Consider the following 17,518-nt stretch of genomic DNA (forward strand, 5'->3'; position numbering starts at 1 on the left):
GAGCCACGACTATCCTTTGCGGACTGTCGTTCAAAAGGAGCCCGCATGTCCGTTCAACTCGCCACTCAGGACCGCTGGCTGGATCTCAATGATGTCTTGCGTGAACTGGTCGCCCAGGGCTTCATCAGCCAGGACTCGGCCGAACACGCGCTGAATGCCCGCCGTCGGCAGGCGACCCACGGGCAGGTACATCCGCTGGAATTCATCGCCGGTCAGCAACTCGACGACCTCAGCCGTCCGGGCAAACACCTGGATCTTGAAAGCCTGACCCTGTGGCTGGCGCAGCAGGCCGGCCAGCCGTACCTGCGGATCGACCCGCTGAAGATCAACGTCGCCGCCGTGACGCCACTGATGTCCTATGCCTTTGCCCAGCGCCACAAGATTCTTGCGGTGTCGGTTGATCGCGATGCGGTGACCGTGGCCAGCGCCCAACCCTACGTCACGGGTTGGGAAGCCGATCTGACCCACGTGCTGAAACTGCCGGTCAAACGGGTGGTGGCCAATCCGGCGGACATCCAGCGCTTCAGCGTCGAGTTCTTTCGCCTCGCCAAATCGGTCAGCGGCGCCAGCAACGCCGACCAGCCGGGCAGCAACCTCGGCAACTTCGAACAACTGCTCAACCTCGGCGCCAGCGATCAGGAGCCGGACGCCAACGACGCGCACATCGTCAACATCGTCGACTGGCTGTTCCAGTACGCCTTCCAGCAGCGGGCCAGCGATATCCATATCGAGCCACGGCGCGAGCAAGGCACGGTACGGTTTCGCATCGACGGCGTGCTGCACAACGTCTATCAATTTCCGCCACAGGTGACGATGGCCATCGTCAGTCGCCTGAAAAGCCTCGGCCGGATGAACGTCGCCGAGAAGCGCAAACCCCAGGACGGCCGGGTCAAGACCAAGACCCCGGACGGCGGCGAGGTCGAGTTGCGCCTGTCGACCCTGCCCACCGCGTTCGGCGAAAAAATGGTGATGCGGATCTTCGACCCGGAAGTGCTGCTCAAGGATTTCGACCAGCTCGGTTTTTCCACCGATGATCTGCGGCGCTGGCAGGACATGACCCGGCAGCCCAACGGCATCATTCTGGTGACCGGCCCGACCGGTTCGGGCAAGACCACCACGCTTTACACCACCCTGAAAAAACTGGCGACCCCGGAGGTCAACCTCTGCACCATCGAGGACCCGATCGAGATGGTCGAGCCGGCCTTCAACCAGATGCAGGTGCAGCACAACATCGACCTGACCTTCGCCGCCGGGGTGCGAGCGCTGATGCGGCAGGACCCGGACATCATCATGATCGGCGAGATCCGCGACCTGGAGACCGCCGAAATGGCCATCCAGGCCGCATTGACCGGGCACCTGGTGCTCTCGACCCTGCACACCAACGATGCACCGAGCGCCATCAGCCGTCTGCTGGAACTCGGCGTGCCGCATTACCTGATCAAGGCCACGGTGCTCGGGGTCATGGCCCAGCGTCTGGTGCGCACACTGTGCCCGCACTGCAAGGCACCGCTGCCTGTCGCCGAGGAGGACTGGCAAACCCTGACCCGGCCGTGGCAGGCGCCGCTGCCGGGCAACGCGCAACGGGCCATCGGCTGCCTGGAATGTCGCGACACCGGCTATCACGGCCGCGCCGGGGTCTACGAAATCATGCAGCTGACCGACAGCCTCAAGGGGCTGATCAGCCCCGATACCGATTTGACGGCGCTCCGCCGCCAGGCTTTCAAGGAAGGCATGCGCAGCCTGCGGCTGTCCGGCGCGCAGAAAGTCGCGGCGGGCCTGACGACCATCGAGGAGGTGCTGCGGGTGACGCCGCAGAGCGAGCAGAAATAGCCCGTCACGGAACCGGATCGTCGAAATGACGATCCAAGCCGTTATTCAACACCAGTGGAGTCATCCCTCATGCGTCTCAAACTTGCTGTCGCCACCCTTGCCCTGCTGTCTCTGCCCGTCGGTTCGGCAATGGCTGACAGCTTTTGGCGTAACGTCATTTCGTCCGGCGCCACCACCGGCTCGACGTACCTGACCTTCAAGGATCACAAGCTGATCGTCGCCGCCCAGGACGACGCCGGCAGTTTCGTTGCCAGCGATGGCGGCATCCGTGGCCCGTACCTGGAAGCCGCCATGCAGAAAGTCCGCGCCGACAATCCGGGCCTGCAGGCGACGGACATGGAACTGGCGAACGCGATTCTGGCGAAGAACGCCGTGGCTTCGGAATAAATCTGTCGCCCACAAAAATGCCGCTCACATGAGCGGCATTTTTTTGCCCGCCGATCAGCGGTAATCGTCTACCGGCACACACGCGCAGAACAGATTGCGGTCGCCATAGACGTTGTCCACCCGGTTCACCGCAGGCCAGTACTTGTGCGCCTTGGTGTGCGCATCCGGCGTGATGCCCTGCTCGATGCTGTAGGGCCGCTCCCAGACGCCGATGACATCGGCCAGCGTATGCGGCGCCCGTTTGAGCGGATTGTCCTCGGCCGGCCAGTTGCCGTTCTGCACCTCGGTGATTTCCGCACGAATGCTCAACATGGCGCCGATAAAGCGATCCAGTTCAGCCTTGGATTCACTCTCGGTCGGCTCGACCATCAACGTCCCCGGCACCGGGAACGACATGGTCGGCGCATGGAAGCCGTAATCCATCAGGCGCTTGGCGATGTCTTCCTCGCTGATGCCGGTCTGCGCTTTCAGCGGCCGCAGATCCAGAATGCACTCATGGGCCACCCGATCATTGCGCCCGGTGTAGAGCACCGGAAAGGCGCCGGACAGGTGCTGCGCCAGGTAATTCGCCGCAAGGATCGCCACTTCGCTGGCGTCCGCCAGTTGCGGCCCCATCATCGCGATGTACATCCAGCTGATCGGCAAAATGCTCGCACTGCCCCAGGGTGCCGCGCTCACCGCACCGTTCTGCGGCTCTGGGCCGTCGATCGGCACCACCGGGTGATTGGCGACGAACGGTGCCAGATGCGCGCGAATGCCGATCGGGCCCATGCCCGGCCCGCCTCCGCCGTGGGGAATGCAGAAGGTCTTGTGCAGGTTCATGTGCGAGACGTCGGCGCCGATGTCCGCCGGCCGCGCCAGTCCGACCTGGGCATTGAGGTTGGCACCGTCCATGTACACCTGGCCGCCGTGCTTGTGGATAACTTCGCAGATTTCGCTGATGCCCTCCTCGTACACACCGTGGGTCGACGGATAAGTCGCCATCAGGCATGAGAGCTTGTCCCCGGCCTCGGATGCCTTGGATTTCAGGTCATCCAGATCGACGTTGCCCGCCTCGTCGCACTCGACGATCACCACGCGCATCCCGGCCATTTGCGCCGAGGCAGGATTGGTGCCGTGGGCCGATGACGGAATCAGGCAAATGTCACGCCCGCGCTGCTGGCGACTTTCGTGGTATTTGCGGATCGCCAGCAACCCGGCGTATTCGCCCTGGGCCCCAGAGTTGGGCTGCATGCAGATGGCGTCGAACCCGGTGATCGCGCACAACCAGCGTTCCAGCTCATCGATCATCAGCGTGTAACCGACGGCCTGCTCCCGGGGCACGAACGGGTGCAGGTTGGCGAATTGCGGCCAGGTGATCGGGATCATCTCGCTGGTGGCGTTGAGTTTCATGGTGCAGGAGCCGAGCGGGATCATCGACTGGTTGAGCGCCAGATCCTTGTTCTCCAATTGTTTGAGGTAGCGCAGCATCTCGGTTTCGCTGTGATGGGCGTTGAACACCGGGTGGCGCAGGTAAGGCGAGCTGCGTTGCAGGTGGTCAGGAATCCCGGAAACCAACGCTTCGGCGTCGAGTTCTTCGACGTTGAGCCCATGATCGACACCCAAAAGCACATCGAACAGTTTGCCGACGGTGCTCTCGTCACAGGTTTCATCGAGGCTCAGGCCCAGGTGGCCGCGACCGAGAATGCGCAGGTTGATCTGTGCCGCCTGAGCACTTTCGATGATCGCGGTCTGCGCGCCACCGACGTCCAGAGTCAGCGTGTCGAAAAACTGCTTGTTGATGCGTTTGATGCCATGCCGCTCAAGGCCGACAGCGAGGATGCAGGTCAGCCGATGGACTCGCTGGGCAATCCGTTTCAGGCCTTCCGGCCCGTGGTACACCGCGTAGCAACTGGCGATGTTGGCCAGCAGCACTTGAGCGGTGCAGATGTTCGAATTGGCCTTCTCCCGGCGAATATGCTGCTCGCGGGTCTGCAGGGCCATGCGCAGCGCAACGTTGCCCCGCGCGTCTTTCGAGACACCGATGATGCGCCCGGGAATCGCCCGTTTGTATTCCTCGCGACTGGCGAAAAACGCCGCATGCGGCCCGCCGTACCCCATCGGCACACCAAAACGCTGGGACGAGCCGAACACCACATCGGCGCCCAGTTCCCCCGGCGGGGTCAGCAACAACAGACTCAGCAGATCGGCCGCGACACAGGCCAGTGCCTGTTGCGCATGCAGGTGATCGATCAACGGACGCAGGTCGCGGACCTCGCCGTGGGTGTCGGGGTATTGCAACAGCGCACCGAATACCTGGTGCTGCTTCAAGTTATCCACAGCGTCAACGATCAGCTCGAAGCCGAAACCTTCGGCGCGGGTCTGCACCACGGAAATGGTTTGCGGGTGACAGTTTTCATCGACGAAAAACAGATTGCTCTTCGACTTCGCCACACGCTTGGCCAGCGCCATGGCCTCGGCGGCCGCAGTGGCCTCATCGAGCAGCGAAGCGTTGGCCAGCTCCAGTCCGGTGAGGTCGATGGTCAGTTGCTGGAAGTTGAGCAACGCCTCGAGCCGACCTTGGGCGATTTCCGGTTGGTAGGGCGTGTACGCGGTGTACCAGCCAGGATTTTCCAGCACATTGCGCAAAATGACCGTCGGCGTGAGGGTGCCGTGGTAACCCATGCCGATCAGGCTGGTCCAGACCTGATTCTGTTCGGCGTACCCGCGCAGTTTCGCCAGCGCGGCCTGCTCGTCCAGCGCGGGCGGCAGGTCCAGTTCACGGTTGAGGCGGATGGCGGGCGGGACGGTCTGCTGGATCAGTTCGATCCGGCTGCCCAGGCCCAGACTGTCGAGCATGGCCTGCTGCTCGGCGGCATCGGGGCCGAGGTGGCGGCGCAGGAAGGCATGGGGGTCGCGTAACTGGCTCAAGGATGGCAACTGGGACATGACGGGCTCTCTCTTGGCTGGCGCTCGGCGTCAATGCAACACGGTCAAACCAGCATAGCAGTCGATACCGTCGCGGACGGCTTGGCGGCGGGTGGTCGAACGGGGCATGCTGTGGCACCTGCAACACGCGCCCAACCCTTGGATGATCGAATCCTCATGAGCCAACTGCCGTTTCTGCCGTTTTCCAAACCTGTCATCGACGAAGCCACCATCGCCGCCGTCGGCGATGTCCTGCGTTCCGGCTGGATCACCAGCGGGCCGAAGGTCCAGGCCTTCGAAGCGCAACTGTCGGAGTATTTCGGCGGGCGTCCGGTACGTACCTTCAACTCCGGCACCTGCACCATGGAGATTGCCCTGCGCATCGCCGGCATCGGACCGGGTGACGAAGTGATCACCACGCCGATCTCCTGGGTGGCCACGGCCAACGTGATTCTTGAAGTGGGCGCCACGCCGGTGTTCGCCGACATCGACCCGATCACCCGCAACATCGACCTGGATAAACTGGAAGCGGCCATCACGGCGCGCACCAAAGCCGTCATTCCGGTCTACCTCGCCGGGTTGCCGGTGGACATGGAGCGCCTGTACGCCATCGCCAAAAAGCACAACCTGCGCATCATCGAAGACGCCGCCCAGGCCCTGGGTTCGAGCTGGAACGGCCAGCGCATCGGCGCCACCGGCGACTTCGTGTCGTTCAGCTTCCAGGCCAACAAGAACGTGACCTGCTCCGAGGGTGGCTGCCTGGTGCTGAACACGCCCGAGGAAGCGCGTCTGGCGGAGAAATATCGCCTGCAGGGCGTCACCCGCACCGGTTTCGACGGCCTGGACGTCGATGTGCTGGGCGGCAAGTTCAACATGACCGACGTCGCAGCGACTATTGGTCTTGGCCAGTTCGCCCACATCGAAGCCCTCACTGCTCATCGTCAGGAACTGGCTCGCCACTACTTCAAATGTTTCGGCGACGACTTCGAAGCCACGTACGGCGCGCAACTGCCGCCCGCCGACTTCACCAACAGCAACTGGCACTTGTTCCAGCTGGTGCTGCCGGAGCGCAAGGACGGCTTGCCGGCGCGGGCCACGTTCATGGAGCAGATTCAGGCGCTGGGGATCGGCATCGGTTACCACTATCCGCCGATCCATTTGCTGAGCCTGTACCGCGAGCGCGGTTTCAAGGAAGGCATGTTGCCGGTGGCCGAGCGCGTGGGCCGGTTGATCGTGTCGTTGCCGATGTTCACGACCATGACCAAAGACGATGTCGAGCGCTCGGTGGCGGCGGTCAAAGCGGTGCTGGACCACGCCTGATCCGTCCCCGATAAAAATCTGCGCCCACAAAAAAGCCCCGACGGATCGGGGCTTTGCGGTGTTGCGTGAAACTTATTCGCCGATGGACTGCTTGTAGGCAGCGGCGTCGAGCAGCTTGTCCAGCTCGGACTTGTCGCTTGGCTTGAGCTTGAAGATCCACGAGCTGTACGGTTCTTCGTTCAGCAGCTCCGGCGAATCCGCCAGCTCTTCGTTGACCGCAATCACTTCACCGCCGACCGGGGAATAGATGTCGGAAGCGGCCTTCACCGACTCGACAACACCCGCCGCATCACCGGCAGCAAACACCTTGCCGACTTCAGTCAGTTCGACAAACACCACATCGCCCAGCGCTTGCTGTGCGTGATCGCTGATGCCCACGGTGACGGTGCCGTCGGCTTCCAGGCGCGCCCATTCATGACTTTCGGCAAAACGCAGGTCGGCGGGGATATTGCTCATGCTCGGTGTCCTCAAGAAATTGTCAGCGGTCGTGCCCGCCGGAAAAGGTTAGATCAAGGTTTTGCCGTGACGGACGAAGGTCGGTTTGACCACTCGTACCGGATACCACTTGCCACGGATTTCCACTTCGGCGCGGTCGGCAGTCGCCATCGGTACACGCGCCAGGGCAATCGACTTGCTAAGCGTAGGAGAGAAACTACCACTGGTGATCTCTCCTTCGCCAACATCAGCGATACGAACCACCTGATGCGCACGCAAAACCCCGCGCTCCTCGAGCACCAGACCCACCAGTTTGTGCTGCACGCCGGCGGCTTTTTCCGCTTCCAGCGCATCGCGACCGATGAAGCGGCGCGTGGCCGGCTCCCAGGCGATGCTCCAGGCCATGTTCGAGGCCAGCGGCGAAACGTCCTGATGGATGTCCTGACCGTAGAGGTTCATCCCCGCTTCCACCCGCAAGGTGTCGCGAGCGCCGAGGCCAATGGGAGAAATGCCGGCGCCCACCAGATCGTTAAAGAAACCGGGGGCCTGATCGGCCGGCAGGGCAATTTCCAGCCCGTCCTCGCCGGTGTAACCGGTGCGCGCAATGAACCAGTCGCCGTCGACCTGACCTTCGAAAGGCTTGAGCATCTGGATCAGATTGGCGCGGGACTGGGTTACCAGTTCGGCAATCTTGTGCCGGGCATGGGGGCCTTGAATGGCAAGCATCGCCAGATCCGTGCGCTCTTGCAGCTGCACGTCGTAGCCGGTGAGATTCGCCTGCATCCAGGCCAGGTCCTGATCGCGGGTCGAGGCGTTGACCACCAGTCGGTAACTGTCCTCGAGGCGATAGACGATCATGTCGTCGACGATGCCACCGCGCTCGTTGAGCATGGTGCTGTACAACGCACGGCCGGGGCTGTGCAGGCGTTCGACGTCGTTGGCCAGCAAATGCTGAAGCCAGGCCTTGGCCTGGTGGCCGGCGACATCGATCACGGTCATGTGGGATACATCGAACACCCCGCAATCGCGACGCACCTCGTGGTGCTCCTCGACCTGCGAGCCGTAATGCAGTGGCATGTCCCAACCGCCAAAATCGACCATCTTCGCGCCGAGGGCGAGATGCAGGTCATACAGAGGCGTACGCTGTCCCATGGGTTTCTCCTTCCGGGCGTGGCGAAGGTGCGGAGCGCTGCTGCACGGTTTGAAAGCCCCGTGGAAGAAGGCTTTCAGCCGATTTCAGCGACAGGGTCTGTCAGACGGACCGCACCGAATGCCGCGCATTGTAGCCGCATGATTCATGACTCACTACTAAGTGTTTCGATGCGCCGAGCGGCGAATAAGTCCGATGACCGGCAACAACCCGACCAGAACAAGGGTCAGCGCCGGCAACGACGCCCTCGCCCATTCGCCTTCACTGGTCATCTCGAAGATGCGCACGGCCAGCGTGTCCCAGCCAAACGGGCGCATCAGCAGGGTGGCGGGCATTTCCTTGAGCACATCGACGAACACCAGCAACGCGGCGCTGAGGGTGCCGGGCAGCAGCAACGGCAGATACACTTTGAAAAACAGTCGCGGCCCACTGACACCCAGGCTACGTGCCGCTTCAGGCAAAGAGGGCCGTATACGCGCCAGACTGCTTTCCAGCGGCCCGTAGGCCACCGCCACGAAGCGCACCAGATAAGCCATCAGCAACGCCGCCAGACTGCCCAGCAGCAACGGTTTGCCCGCACCGCCGAGCCAGCCTGAGAGCGGAATCACCAGTTCACGATCCAGATAACTGAACGCCAGCATGATCGACACCGCCAGCACCGAGCCCGGCAGCGCGTAGCCGAGGTTGGCCAGACTGACGCCTGAACGGATCGCCGGGGTCGGCGCCAGACGTCGGGCGAATGCCAGCAACATCGCCACACTGACCGTGATCAACGCCGCCATGCCGCCCAGATACAGGGTGTGCAGAATCAGCCCGGCGTAGCGCTCATCCAGATCGAAACGCCCGCGCTGCCAGAACCACACCAGCAGTTGCAGCACCGGAATGACAAACGCACAGGCAAACACCAGACCGCACCAGCCGGTCGCCGCCCACGCCTTGGGCCCGCGCAGGTGATACAGCGCCTTGACCCGCGGCCGCTCGTTGCTCGCCCGATTGGCACCGCGGGCGCGGCGTTCGCCGTACAGCACCAGCATCACCACCAGCAGCAACAGGCTCGCCAGTTGCGCGGCGCTCGACAGGCTGAAGAAGCCATACCAGGTCTTGTAGATCGCGGTGGTGAAGGTATCGAAGTTGAACACCGACACTGCGCCGAAATCCGCCAGGGTTTCCATCAACGCCAGCGCTACGCCAGCGCCGATGGCCGGCCGCGCCATCGGCAATGCCACCCGCCAGAACGCTTGCCACGGCGACTGGCCGAGCACCCGCGCCGCTTCCATCAGGCCTTTGCCTTGGGCGAGAAACGCGGTGCGCGCCAGCAAGTAAACGTAGGGGTAGAACACCAGCACCAACACCAGAATCACGCCACCGGTGGAGCGCACGCGCGGCAGACGCAGGCCGGTGCCGAACCATTCGCGCAGCAGGCTTTGCACGGGACCGGCGAAGTCCAGCAGGCCGACGAACACGAACGCCAGCACGTACGCCGGGATCGCGAACGGCAGCATCAGTGCCCAGTCGAGCCAGCGTCGGCCGGGGAACTCGCAGAGGCTGGTGAGCCAGGCGAGGCTTACACCCAACAGGGTCACGCCGATGCCGACGCCGACGACCAGCGTCAGGGTGTTGCCCAGCAGGCGTGGCATCTGGGTTTCCCACAGGTGCGACCAGATCTGCTGGTCGATGGTCTGCCACGACAGCAGGAGGACGCTGAGGGGGAGCAGCACCAATGCGGCGATGGCGAAGACGATGGGGTACCAGCGGCGTTGGGCGGGGTGGGCCACTTTGGGGTCTCTGAGGGAGTTGTGGTGTTGTTGGGCTGGGTATTTCAAGTGGGGATTGCTGCCCTCACCCTAACCCTCTCCCGGAGGGAGAGGGGACTGACCGTGTTGCCTGGACGTCATACGCCGACGTGGGATATCGAGTTGAACTCCGGTTTTGAACGCCATAGAGATCGGCTCCCTCTCCCCCGGGAGAGGGCTGGGGTGAGGGCAGCGGTATCATGACAAGCAATGCTTTCACGAAGAACTCAGTTCCAACCCGCACGATCCATCATCCGGATCGCTTCAGCCTGTCGCTTGCCCGCCACTTCAACCGGCAGCGTATCGGCCACAAACTGCCCCCACGCCGCCACTTCTTCCGAAGGCTTCACCGCCGGATTCGCCGGGAACTCCTGATTCACGTCAGCGAAGATCTTTTGCGCCTCAGGCGTGGTCATCCACTCCACCAGTGCCTTGGCCGCTTCCGGATGAGGTGCATGTTTGGTCAAACCGATGCCCGACAGGTTGACGTGCACACCGCGATCCGCCTGGTTCGGCCAGAACAGTTTCACCGGCAGCTCCGGCTTCTGCTTGTGCAGGCGGCCGTAGTAGTAGGTGTTGACGATGCCGACGTCGCACTGGCCGGCGTTGATCGCTTCGAGCACCGCGACGTCGTCGGAGAACACGTCGGTGGACAGGTTGTTGACCCAGCCCTTGAGGATCTTCTCGGTTTTCTCGGCGCCGTGGACTTCGATCATGGTGGCGGTCAGCGACTGGTTGTAGACCTTCTTCGCCGTGCGCAGGCACAGGCGACCTTCCCAGTTCTTGTCGGCCAGCGCTTCGTAGGTGGTCAGTTCGCCCGGTTTCACGCGCTCGGTGGAATAGGCGATGGTCCGCGCGCGCAGGCTCAGGCCGGTCCAGGCGTGGCTGGACGAGCGGTATTGCAGGGGAATGTTGGCGTCGATGGTTTTCGAGGTGAACGGCTGGAGAATGCCCATCTGCTCGGCCTGCCAGAGGTTGCCGGCATCGACGGTCAGCAGCAGGTCGGCGGTGGCGTTCTCGCCTTCGGCCTTGATCCGCTGCATCAGCGGCGCTTCCTTGTCGGTGATGAACTTGATCTTCACCCCGGTCTTGGCGGTGTAGGCATCGAACACCGGTTTGATCAGTTCATCGATGCGCGACGAGTAGACCACCACCTCGTCGGCGGCCTGGGCGGCGGTGCTGCCGATCAGGGTCAGGGCCAGTGCGGTCAGAAGACGCTTGGATGCCAACATGGGAGTGATCTCTCGGTCGGGAAAAGTGGCCCAAATGATAAGGACTCACATTTACCAGCTCAATCGATCACTTTCCCAAGGAGTTACCAGATGTTGCACGACGGTCTTCAGACCTTGGCAAGCGCCGGCAAGTCCCCGGTCAGCCCCAATGCTTCGCGTACGAACAGCGCTTTGGCCTCAGGCATCTGCTCGACGATTTTCAGCCCGGTGTTGCGCAACCAGCGCAGCGGCAGCGGATCGGCCTGGAACAACCGTTCGAAGCCTTCCATCGCCGCCATCAGCGCCAGGTTGTGCGGCATGCGCCGGCGCTCGTAGCGGCTCAGCACTTTCACGTCCGCCAGGCGTTCGCCGCGTTCGTTGGCTTGCAGCAGCACTTCGGCCAATACAGCGGCATCGAGGAAGCCAAGGTTCACGCCCTGCCCCGCCAACGGGTGGATGGTATGCGCCGCATCGCCGATCAGCGCCAGCCCTTCGGCCACGTAGCGCTTGGCGTGACGCTGACGCAGCGGCACGCACAGACGCGGGTCGGCGCTGATGACGTCGCCGAGGCAACCTTCAAAGGCGCGCTCCAGCTCGCGGCAGAAATCCGCTTCATCCAGCGCCATCAGCCGTTCGGCTTCGCTCGGCGTGGTCGACCAGACGATCGAGCACCAGTCCTGCTGACCGTCACGCTCCAGCGGCAGAAACGCCAGCGGCCCGTGATCGGTGAAGCGCTGCCACGCGGTCATGCGGTGCGGTTTGCTGCTGCGCACGCTGGTGACGATGGCGTGATGCAGATAATCCCACTCGCGAGTGGCGACGCCGGTCAGACGACGCACGGCGGAATTGGCGCCATCTGCCGCGATCACCAGCGGCGCGCGCAGGGTGCGACCGTCGGCCAGGGTCAGCAGCCAGTCGTCACCGGAGCGACGCATCTGCTCCAGACGCGCATTGGCCAGCAGGCCGAGATCGCAATCGTGCAGACGGTCGAGCAACGCATCCTGCACCACGCGGTTCTCGACAATGTGGCCGAGCACTTCGGCGTGCACGCTGCTGGCCGAGAAATGGATCTGCCCAGTGCCGCTGCCGTCCCAGACGTGCATGTCGGTGTACGGGCTGCTGCGTCGATTGACGATGCCGTCCCACACGCCGAGGCGCTCGAGGATCCGCTGGCTAGCTGCCGACAGCGCACTGACTCGCGGCTCGAACGGCGCATCGCCATTGAAGGGTTTGACGCTCAGCGGGCTGCCGTCGAGCAGCAGGACTTCCAGCCCGCTGTCCTGCAACGCCAGCGCCAGGGCGCTGCCGACCATTCCGGCTCCGACAATCAGCACATCCGCGCGCATTTCCATGCTTTAAGCCTGTCTCGCTTGCGGCTTGAGCCGCACATAAAGGGTTTTACCGACCCGCGCCACCAGGTTGCCGGCGCCGTCATGAATGTCGACCTGCAACTGCGGCAGGTATTTCTCGCCACTGGCGGTCTGCCGACGGATTTCGTCGAGCAGGGTGTCGTCGATGTTGAACCGGGCGAACACCGGGCCTTTGCCCGGCGCAATGAAATCAATGTCGGCAGCCTTGTCCCAGACGATGTACTTCGACCCGAGGTTCTCCATGAGCATCAACATGAAGAACGGATCGACCATCGAATACAGACTGCCGCCGAACTGGGTGCCGACGTAATTGCGGTTGTACCAGCCCAGGCCCATCGAGACCCGAATGTCACGAAAGTCATCGCTGATGTGCTTCACCCGGACACCGGCGCCGAAGTACGGCGGGTAGAACGTCATGATCCAGCGCATCAGCCGCGCCTTGCCAAACTGTTTGATCAGCCACTCACGCATCCGGCCGCGTCCCCAGCCCCATGGCCTGACGGGCGAACCAGCGTTTGGCCGGCGGCAGCAGATCGAGGCCGAGCAGGCCGATGTTGCGCCCCAGCGACACCAGCGGCTGAGTGCTGCCGAACAGGCGCGTCACCTGATCGGAGAAGCCCACGGTGAGGTCCTGATCGAGGCGCTGGCGCTCGCGATAGGCCTGCAGCGTGGCGAAATCCCCCAGCGGCTTGTCACTGGCCAGCAGCGCGGCGGCCAAGGCATCGGCATCGCGCAGGGACAGGTTGAAACCCTGCCCGGCAATCGGGTGCAGGCTGTGGGCGGCGTTGCCGAGGACGGCCAGATGCGAACGCACCTGCTCTTCGGCCTCTACCAGCGACAGCGGGTACAGATGCCGCGCGCCGACCTGCTTCAACGTGCCGAGGCGATAGCCGAACACACCTTGCAGCTCGCTGAGGAAATCACGATCACTCAGCTCCGCCAGACGTTGCGCGTCCATGCCCAGACGGGTCCAGACCAGCGCGCAGCGGTTTTCCGGCAGCGGCAGCAGCGCCATCGGGCCTTCGTCGGTGAAGCGCTCGAAAGCCATGCCGTTGTGCGCTTCGCTCGGGGTGATGTTGGCGATCAGCGCGCTCTGGTTGTACGGGCGCTTGCGCACGTTGATGCCCAGTTGCTCACGAAGACCGGAACGGCCGCCATCGGCGAGCACCGCCAGATCGCATTCGACCGTGGTCTCATCGTTGAGGGTCAGGCGATAACCGTCCGGCAGCGGCTCCATGCGGGTGACTTCCGCCGGGCAGCGCCAACTGATCACGTCTTTGTCGAGGTGTTGCCACAGGCTGTGGCCGAGCCAGGCGTTTTCCACGACATAGCCGAGCGCCGGGACGCCCTCTTCCATCGCCGACAGTCGGGCGGTGGAAAAACGTCCACGGTCGGACACATGAATCTGCTTGATCGGCTCGGCGCGACGGGAGATTTCCTGCCACACGCCCAGCCGCTGATAGATCTGCCGCGAGCCAAAGGACAGCGCCGATGAACGTGCGTCGTAGCTCGGCTGCCAGCTGTCGCCGGGGGCGAACGGTTCGATCAGCACGATCTTCCAGCCCCGGGCCTTGGCCCCGGCCTGCAACGCCAGCGCCAGACTGGCGCCGACCAGGCCGCCACCGATGATTGCCAGATTGACCCGACTCATGCCGCGCAAGTCCGTGCTTGCGCCATCAGGGCTTCGATCTCGGCGACTGTTTTCGGTACGCCACCCGTCAGGATTTCACAACCGCTCTTGGTCACTACCACGTCGTCCTCGATGCGCACGCCAATGCCGCGCCATTTCTTCGCTACGTTCTGATTGTCCGGGGCGATGTAGATGCCCGGCTCCACGGTCAGCGCCATGCCGACTTCCAGCACTCGCCATTCGCCACCGACCTTGTACTCGCCGACGTCATGTACATCCATTCCCAGCCAGTGGCCGGCGCGGTGCATGTAAAACGCCTTGTAGGCCTCGGAGGCAATCAACTCGTCCACCTCGCCCTGCAACAACCCCAGCTGCACCAGCCCGGCGGTGATCACCCGAACCGTCGCTTCGTGCGCCTGGTTCCAGTGCTTGTTCGGGGCGATTTCGGCGAACGCGGCTTCCTGGGAGGCCAACACCAATTCGTAGATCGCTTTCTGCTCGGCGGAAAACTTGCCGTTGACCGGCCACGTCCGCGTGATGTCGCTGGCGTAGCAGTCGATTTCGCAACCGGCGTCGATCAGCACCAGATCACCATCCTTGAGCAACGCGTCATTCTGCTGGTAATGCAGGATGCAGCTGTTGCGCCCGGCAGCGACGATCGAACCGTAGGCCGGCATCTTCGCCCCGCCCTTGCGGAACTCGTAATCCAGCTCGGCTTCGAGGCTGTATTCGTAGAGGCCGGCACGGCTGGCCTGCATCGCCCGGATATGGGCCTGAGCGGAAATCCGCGCCGCTTCGCGCATCACCTTCACTTCTGCCGCCGATTTATACAGGCGCATGTCGTGCAGCAGGTGATCCAGGGCAACGAATTCGTTCGGCGGCTGGGCGCCGAGGTGCGCCTTGGAGCGGATCACGTTGATCCAGTCCATCAGGTGACGGTCGAATTCCGGGTTGCTGCCCATGGCCGAATACACCCGGTCGCGACCTTCGATCAGGCCCGGCAGGATGTCGTCGATATCGGTGATGGGGAACGCGTCGTCGGCGCCAAAGTCGCGAATCGCGCCTTCCTGGCCGGCACGCAGGCCGTCCCATAGTTCCCGTTCGGCATTGCGTTCACGGCAGAACAGCACGTATTCGCCGTGTTCGCGACCGGGCATCAGGACGATGACCGCCTGCGGCTCGGGGAAACCGCTCAGGTACTGGAAGTCGCTGTCCTGGCGGTAGACGTGCTCGACGTCACGGTTGCGAATGGCAACCGCAGCGGCGGGCAGGATGGCGATGCTGTTGGGTTCCATCTGCGCCATGAGTGCCTTGCGGCGACGGGCGTATTCCGCTTTTGGGATATGGATCATGGGCAGATGGCTTTCCCTGGCACGCGATCAGTGCAGCGACGGCTTGGCGGCTGGCGGCACGTCGGCTTTCTTGGTTTCGGAGAACAGCAGCAGCGGCGCTACACGCAGGTACTCCATGACTTCCATGTAGTCGCTTTCGCCGTCTTCGGATTCTTCCAGGGCATCTTGCACCTGGGAGATCGCTGCCAGATCCTGCAACACCTCGGTGGCCTCGGTGCTCAGCATGCTGCTGTCGCGGCAGTTCAGGCCGAAACCGGTAAGGAAGCCCTGGCACCACTGGCCCAGTGCGGCAGCGCGATCGGCCAGCGGCACGTCATCGGTCGGCAACAGCAGCACGACGGTCACGTCGTCGCCGGTGAGCTCGCCCTTGACCATTTCCTGCAGGCCGATGAGCGCGTTGCGAACGTTGTCCTGCGGCTCGCTTTCGAGCAGCTCTGCGGCATCGATCAGCCATTCTTCGGCATTGAAGCCGGCACCGGCGCAGCTGCGGCCGAGCAGCAGGCCATGCAGTTCGGCAGGCGAGACGTTGTGACCGCTGGCAGTCAGCAGGGTGGCGAAGGCTTGGTACGGGGAATTCTGAATGGGCATGGGCAGCTAGGCGCCAGACGGCGCTATGTCTAGAATGAAGGCCTTGTATCCTACATCGACAGACTCGCCAAGACCATTAAAGGCTGTCCCCCAGCCAAACCCATCAGACCGAATCAGTGGACACAATGGAAGACACCGACCTGCAAGCGCTGATGGCCAGACTCGAACTGCTGATTACTCGGGTCGAGCAACTAAAGAGTCAAAACGCACTCTTACTAGCTCAGGAAAAGACCTGGCGCGAGGAACGCGCGCACCTCATTGAAAAAACGAAATCGCCCGGCGTAAGGTCGAGTCGATGATTTCGCGCCTCAAGGCCCTGGAGCAAGACTCATGAGTTCAAGCAATAGCGTTACCGTGCAGATCCTCGACAAAGAATATTCGATCATCTGTCCCCAGGAAGAACGCAGCAATCTGGTCAGTGCCGCGCGTTACCTGGACGGCAAGATGCGCGAGATCCGCAGCAGCGGCAAAGTCATCGGCGCCGACCGCATCGCCGTGATGGCCGCGCTGAACATCACCCACGATCTCTTGCACAAAGAAGAGCGCCCGGACATCCAGGCCAGCGGCTCGACCCGTGAACAGGTGCGTGACTTGCTCGATCGTGTCGATCTGGTGCTGGCCGACGATCCGGACATCAGCAAGGGCTGATTCGCCAGGCCGCTTGAGGTATACTCGCCGCACTCCCTGGGGTGCTTGCCAGTTGACGATGTCCCTGAGCCGATTTGCACTACCCTGGGGGTTGCACGTTGGGCTGGTGTGCATGTCCGCCAGACGGAAAGCCTTAAAGCCTACTGCATCCTCCACCTTGAACTCTCGGGTTCAAGGGCTAAGTCGACAGCGGCTCATCCGGGGAGCCTGATTCGAATCCGATGCCGGTGCATGCCGGCATCGGATTTTTTATGCGTACGTTTTCGTCCCCACCCTGCCGAAGCCGACCATGACCGAACCCGCGCTGCTGCCCCGCCCCCAACTGCGCCGCCTGCTGCGCAAGGCCCGCCGCTCCCTGACGCCAAGTCAGCAACGCGCGGCCGCCGAAGGTCTGTACAAACAACTCGCGCAAGACCCGCACTTTCGCCGGGCGAAACACATTTCCCTGTACCTGCCCACCGACGGCGAGATCGACCCGCGCCTGTTGCTGCGTGCCGCCCAGCGCCGCGGCAAGAAAACCTACCTGCCGGTATTGAGTGCCTGGCCGCGGACCAAAATGGTCTTTCAACAGATCCGCCCCGGCGAAAAGCTGCGGCCCAACCGTTTCCGTATTCTCGAACCTCGGGTCAATGTCGCCCGTCAGCGCAAGATCTGGGCACTGGATCTGGTGTTGTTGCCATTGGTAGGGTTTGACGATGTCGGCGGACGCCTGGGGATGGGCGGCGGATTCTACGACCGCAGCCTCGCGTACCTGGCTCGCCGCCAGAACTGGCGCAAGCCGACGCTGCTGGGACTGGCCCATGAATGTCAGAAAGTCGAACGACTGGCGCAGGCCAGCTGGGATGTACCGTTGCAGGGAACGGTGACCGACAAGGCGTGGTATTTCGCAGGATAGAC

The 17,518-nt window shown here is 63.0% G+C and carries 15 protein-coding genes, 1 other RNA gene and 1 pseudogene; 7 read left to right on the forward strand and 10 right to left on the reverse strand.

Annotated features, from left to right (window positions below; translation table 11 throughout):
- Positions 1-45: 45 nt before the first annotated feature.
- Positions 46-1,830 carry a GspE/PulE family protein gene (locus R1A29_RS27560; protein ID WP_438300091.1) on the forward strand — a complete coding sequence of 595 codons (1,785 nt, stop codon included), beginning with the start codon at positions 46-48 and terminating at the stop codon, positions 1,828-1,830.
- A gap of 69 nt (positions 1,831-1,899) precedes the next feature.
- Positions 1,900-2,217, forward strand: coding sequence for a DUF2388 domain-containing protein (locus tag R1A29_RS27565; protein ID WP_007951791.1), 318 nt, complete (start codon positions 1,900-1,902; stop codon positions 2,215-2,217).
- A 54-nt stretch (positions 2,218-2,271) separates the two neighbouring features.
- Here R1A29_RS27565 and gcvP read toward each other — a convergent pair whose 3' ends face one another.
- On the reverse strand, positions 2,272-5,145 hold the full coding sequence (gene gcvP / locus R1A29_RS27570; protein ID WP_438300092.1) for an aminomethyl-transferring glycine dehydrogenase: 2,874 nt from the start codon (positions 5,143-5,145) through the stop codon (positions 2,272-2,274).
- Between the two features lie 156 nt (positions 5,146-5,301).
- Between gcvP and R1A29_RS27575 the strand changes: the two genes are divergently transcribed.
- Entirely contained in the window at positions 5,302-6,444 is a 1,143-nt protein-coding gene (locus tag R1A29_RS27575) for a DegT/DnrJ/EryC1/StrS family aminotransferase (RefSeq protein ID WP_438300093.1), read from the forward strand.
- Positions 6,445-6,516: 72 nt separating this feature from the next.
- Here the strand turns inward: R1A29_RS27575 and gcvH are convergent, their stop codons facing one another.
- From gcvH to R1A29_RS27620, 9 genes are all read right to left on the reverse strand, one after another.
- Positions 6,517-6,900: a glycine cleavage system protein GcvH gene (gene gcvH, locus R1A29_RS27580; RefSeq protein WP_085708978.1), complete on the reverse strand. Its 384-nt coding sequence runs from the start codon at positions 6,898-6,900 to the stop codon at positions 6,517-6,519.
- A gap of 48 nt (positions 6,901-6,948) precedes the next feature.
- On the reverse strand, positions 6,949-8,031 hold the full coding sequence (gcvT, locus tag R1A29_RS27585) for a glycine cleavage system aminomethyltransferase GcvT (protein WP_438300094.1): 1,083 nt from the start codon (positions 8,029-8,031) through the stop codon (positions 6,949-6,951).
- A gap of 156 nt (positions 8,032-8,187) precedes the next feature.
- Entirely contained in the window at positions 8,188-9,804 is a 1,617-nt protein-coding gene (locus R1A29_RS27590; protein ID WP_438300095.1) for an ABC transporter permease, read from the reverse strand.
- A 245-nt stretch (positions 9,805-10,049) separates the two neighbouring features.
- Complete coding sequence (locus tag R1A29_RS27595) at positions 10,050-11,054, reverse strand: extracellular solute-binding protein (RefSeq protein ID WP_438300096.1); 1,005 nt, start codon at positions 11,052-11,054, stop codon at positions 10,050-10,052.
- Positions 11,055-11,161: 107 nt separating this feature from the next.
- Positions 11,162-12,379, reverse strand: coding sequence for a 2-octaprenyl-3-methyl-6-methoxy-1,4-benzoquinol hydroxylase (locus tag R1A29_RS27600; RefSeq protein WP_438302094.1), 1,218 nt, complete (start codon positions 12,377-12,379; stop codon positions 11,162-11,164).
- 9 nt (positions 12,380-12,388) lie between these two features.
- The gene (locus R1A29_RS27605; protein ID WP_438300097.1) at positions 12,389-12,874 is read right to left on the reverse strand and encodes a DUF4442 domain-containing protein; all 486 of its coding nucleotides are present in this window, start codon (positions 12,872-12,874) and stop codon (positions 12,389-12,391) included.
- Complete coding sequence (gene ubiH / locus R1A29_RS27610; RefSeq protein ID WP_114886219.1) at positions 12,867-14,054, reverse strand: 2-octaprenyl-6-methoxyphenyl hydroxylase; 1,188 nt, start codon at positions 14,052-14,054, stop codon at positions 12,867-12,869. The genes R1A29_RS27605 and ubiH overlap by 8 nt, the downstream gene beginning before the upstream one ends.
- On the reverse strand, positions 14,051-15,385 hold the full coding sequence (gene pepP, locus R1A29_RS27615; protein WP_085708971.1) for a Xaa-Pro aminopeptidase: 1,335 nt from the start codon (positions 15,383-15,385) through the stop codon (positions 14,051-14,053). Before pepP ends, ubiH begins: the two co-directional genes overlap by 4 nt.
- 27 nt (positions 15,386-15,412) lie before the next feature.
- A complete protein-coding gene (locus R1A29_RS27620; RefSeq protein ID WP_192552532.1) occupies positions 15,413-15,973 on the reverse strand; it encodes a YecA/YgfB family protein in 561 nt (186 codons plus the stop codon).
- A 125-nt stretch (positions 15,974-16,098) separates the two neighbouring features.
- On the opposite strand from R1A29_RS27620, the pseudogene R1A29_RS27625 reads away from it, so the two are divergent.
- The 4 genes and pseudogenes from R1A29_RS27625 to R1A29_RS27640 all read left to right on the forward strand — a co-directional run bounded on the left by R1A29_RS27625 (position 16,099) and on the right by R1A29_RS27640 (position 17,516).
- A pseudogene (locus R1A29_RS27625) lies at positions 16,099-16,307 on the forward strand (TIGR02449 family protein).
- The gene (locus tag R1A29_RS27630; protein ID WP_007967943.1) at positions 16,304-16,621 is read left to right on the forward strand and encodes a cell division protein ZapA; all 318 of its coding nucleotides are present in this window, start codon (positions 16,304-16,306) and stop codon (positions 16,619-16,621) included. The pseudogene R1A29_RS27625 and the gene R1A29_RS27630 overlap by 4 nt, the downstream one beginning before the upstream one ends.
- Before the next feature lie 30 nt (positions 16,622-16,651).
- A non-coding RNA gene (ssrS, locus tag R1A29_RS27635) (6S RNA) lies at positions 16,652-16,830 on the forward strand.
- 80 nt (positions 16,831-16,910) lie between these two features.
- On the forward strand, positions 16,911-17,516 hold the full coding sequence (locus R1A29_RS27640) for a 5-formyltetrahydrofolate cyclo-ligase (RefSeq protein ID WP_134828460.1): 606 nt from the start codon (positions 16,911-16,913) through the stop codon (positions 17,514-17,516).
- Positions 17,517-17,518 lie beyond the last annotated feature (2 nt).

This window comes from Pseudomonas sp. NMS19W, from assembly GCF_051554255.1.
Taxonomy (GTDB): domain Bacteria; phylum Pseudomonadota; class Gammaproteobacteria; order Pseudomonadales; family Pseudomonadaceae; genus Aquipseudomonas; species Aquipseudomonas kribbensis.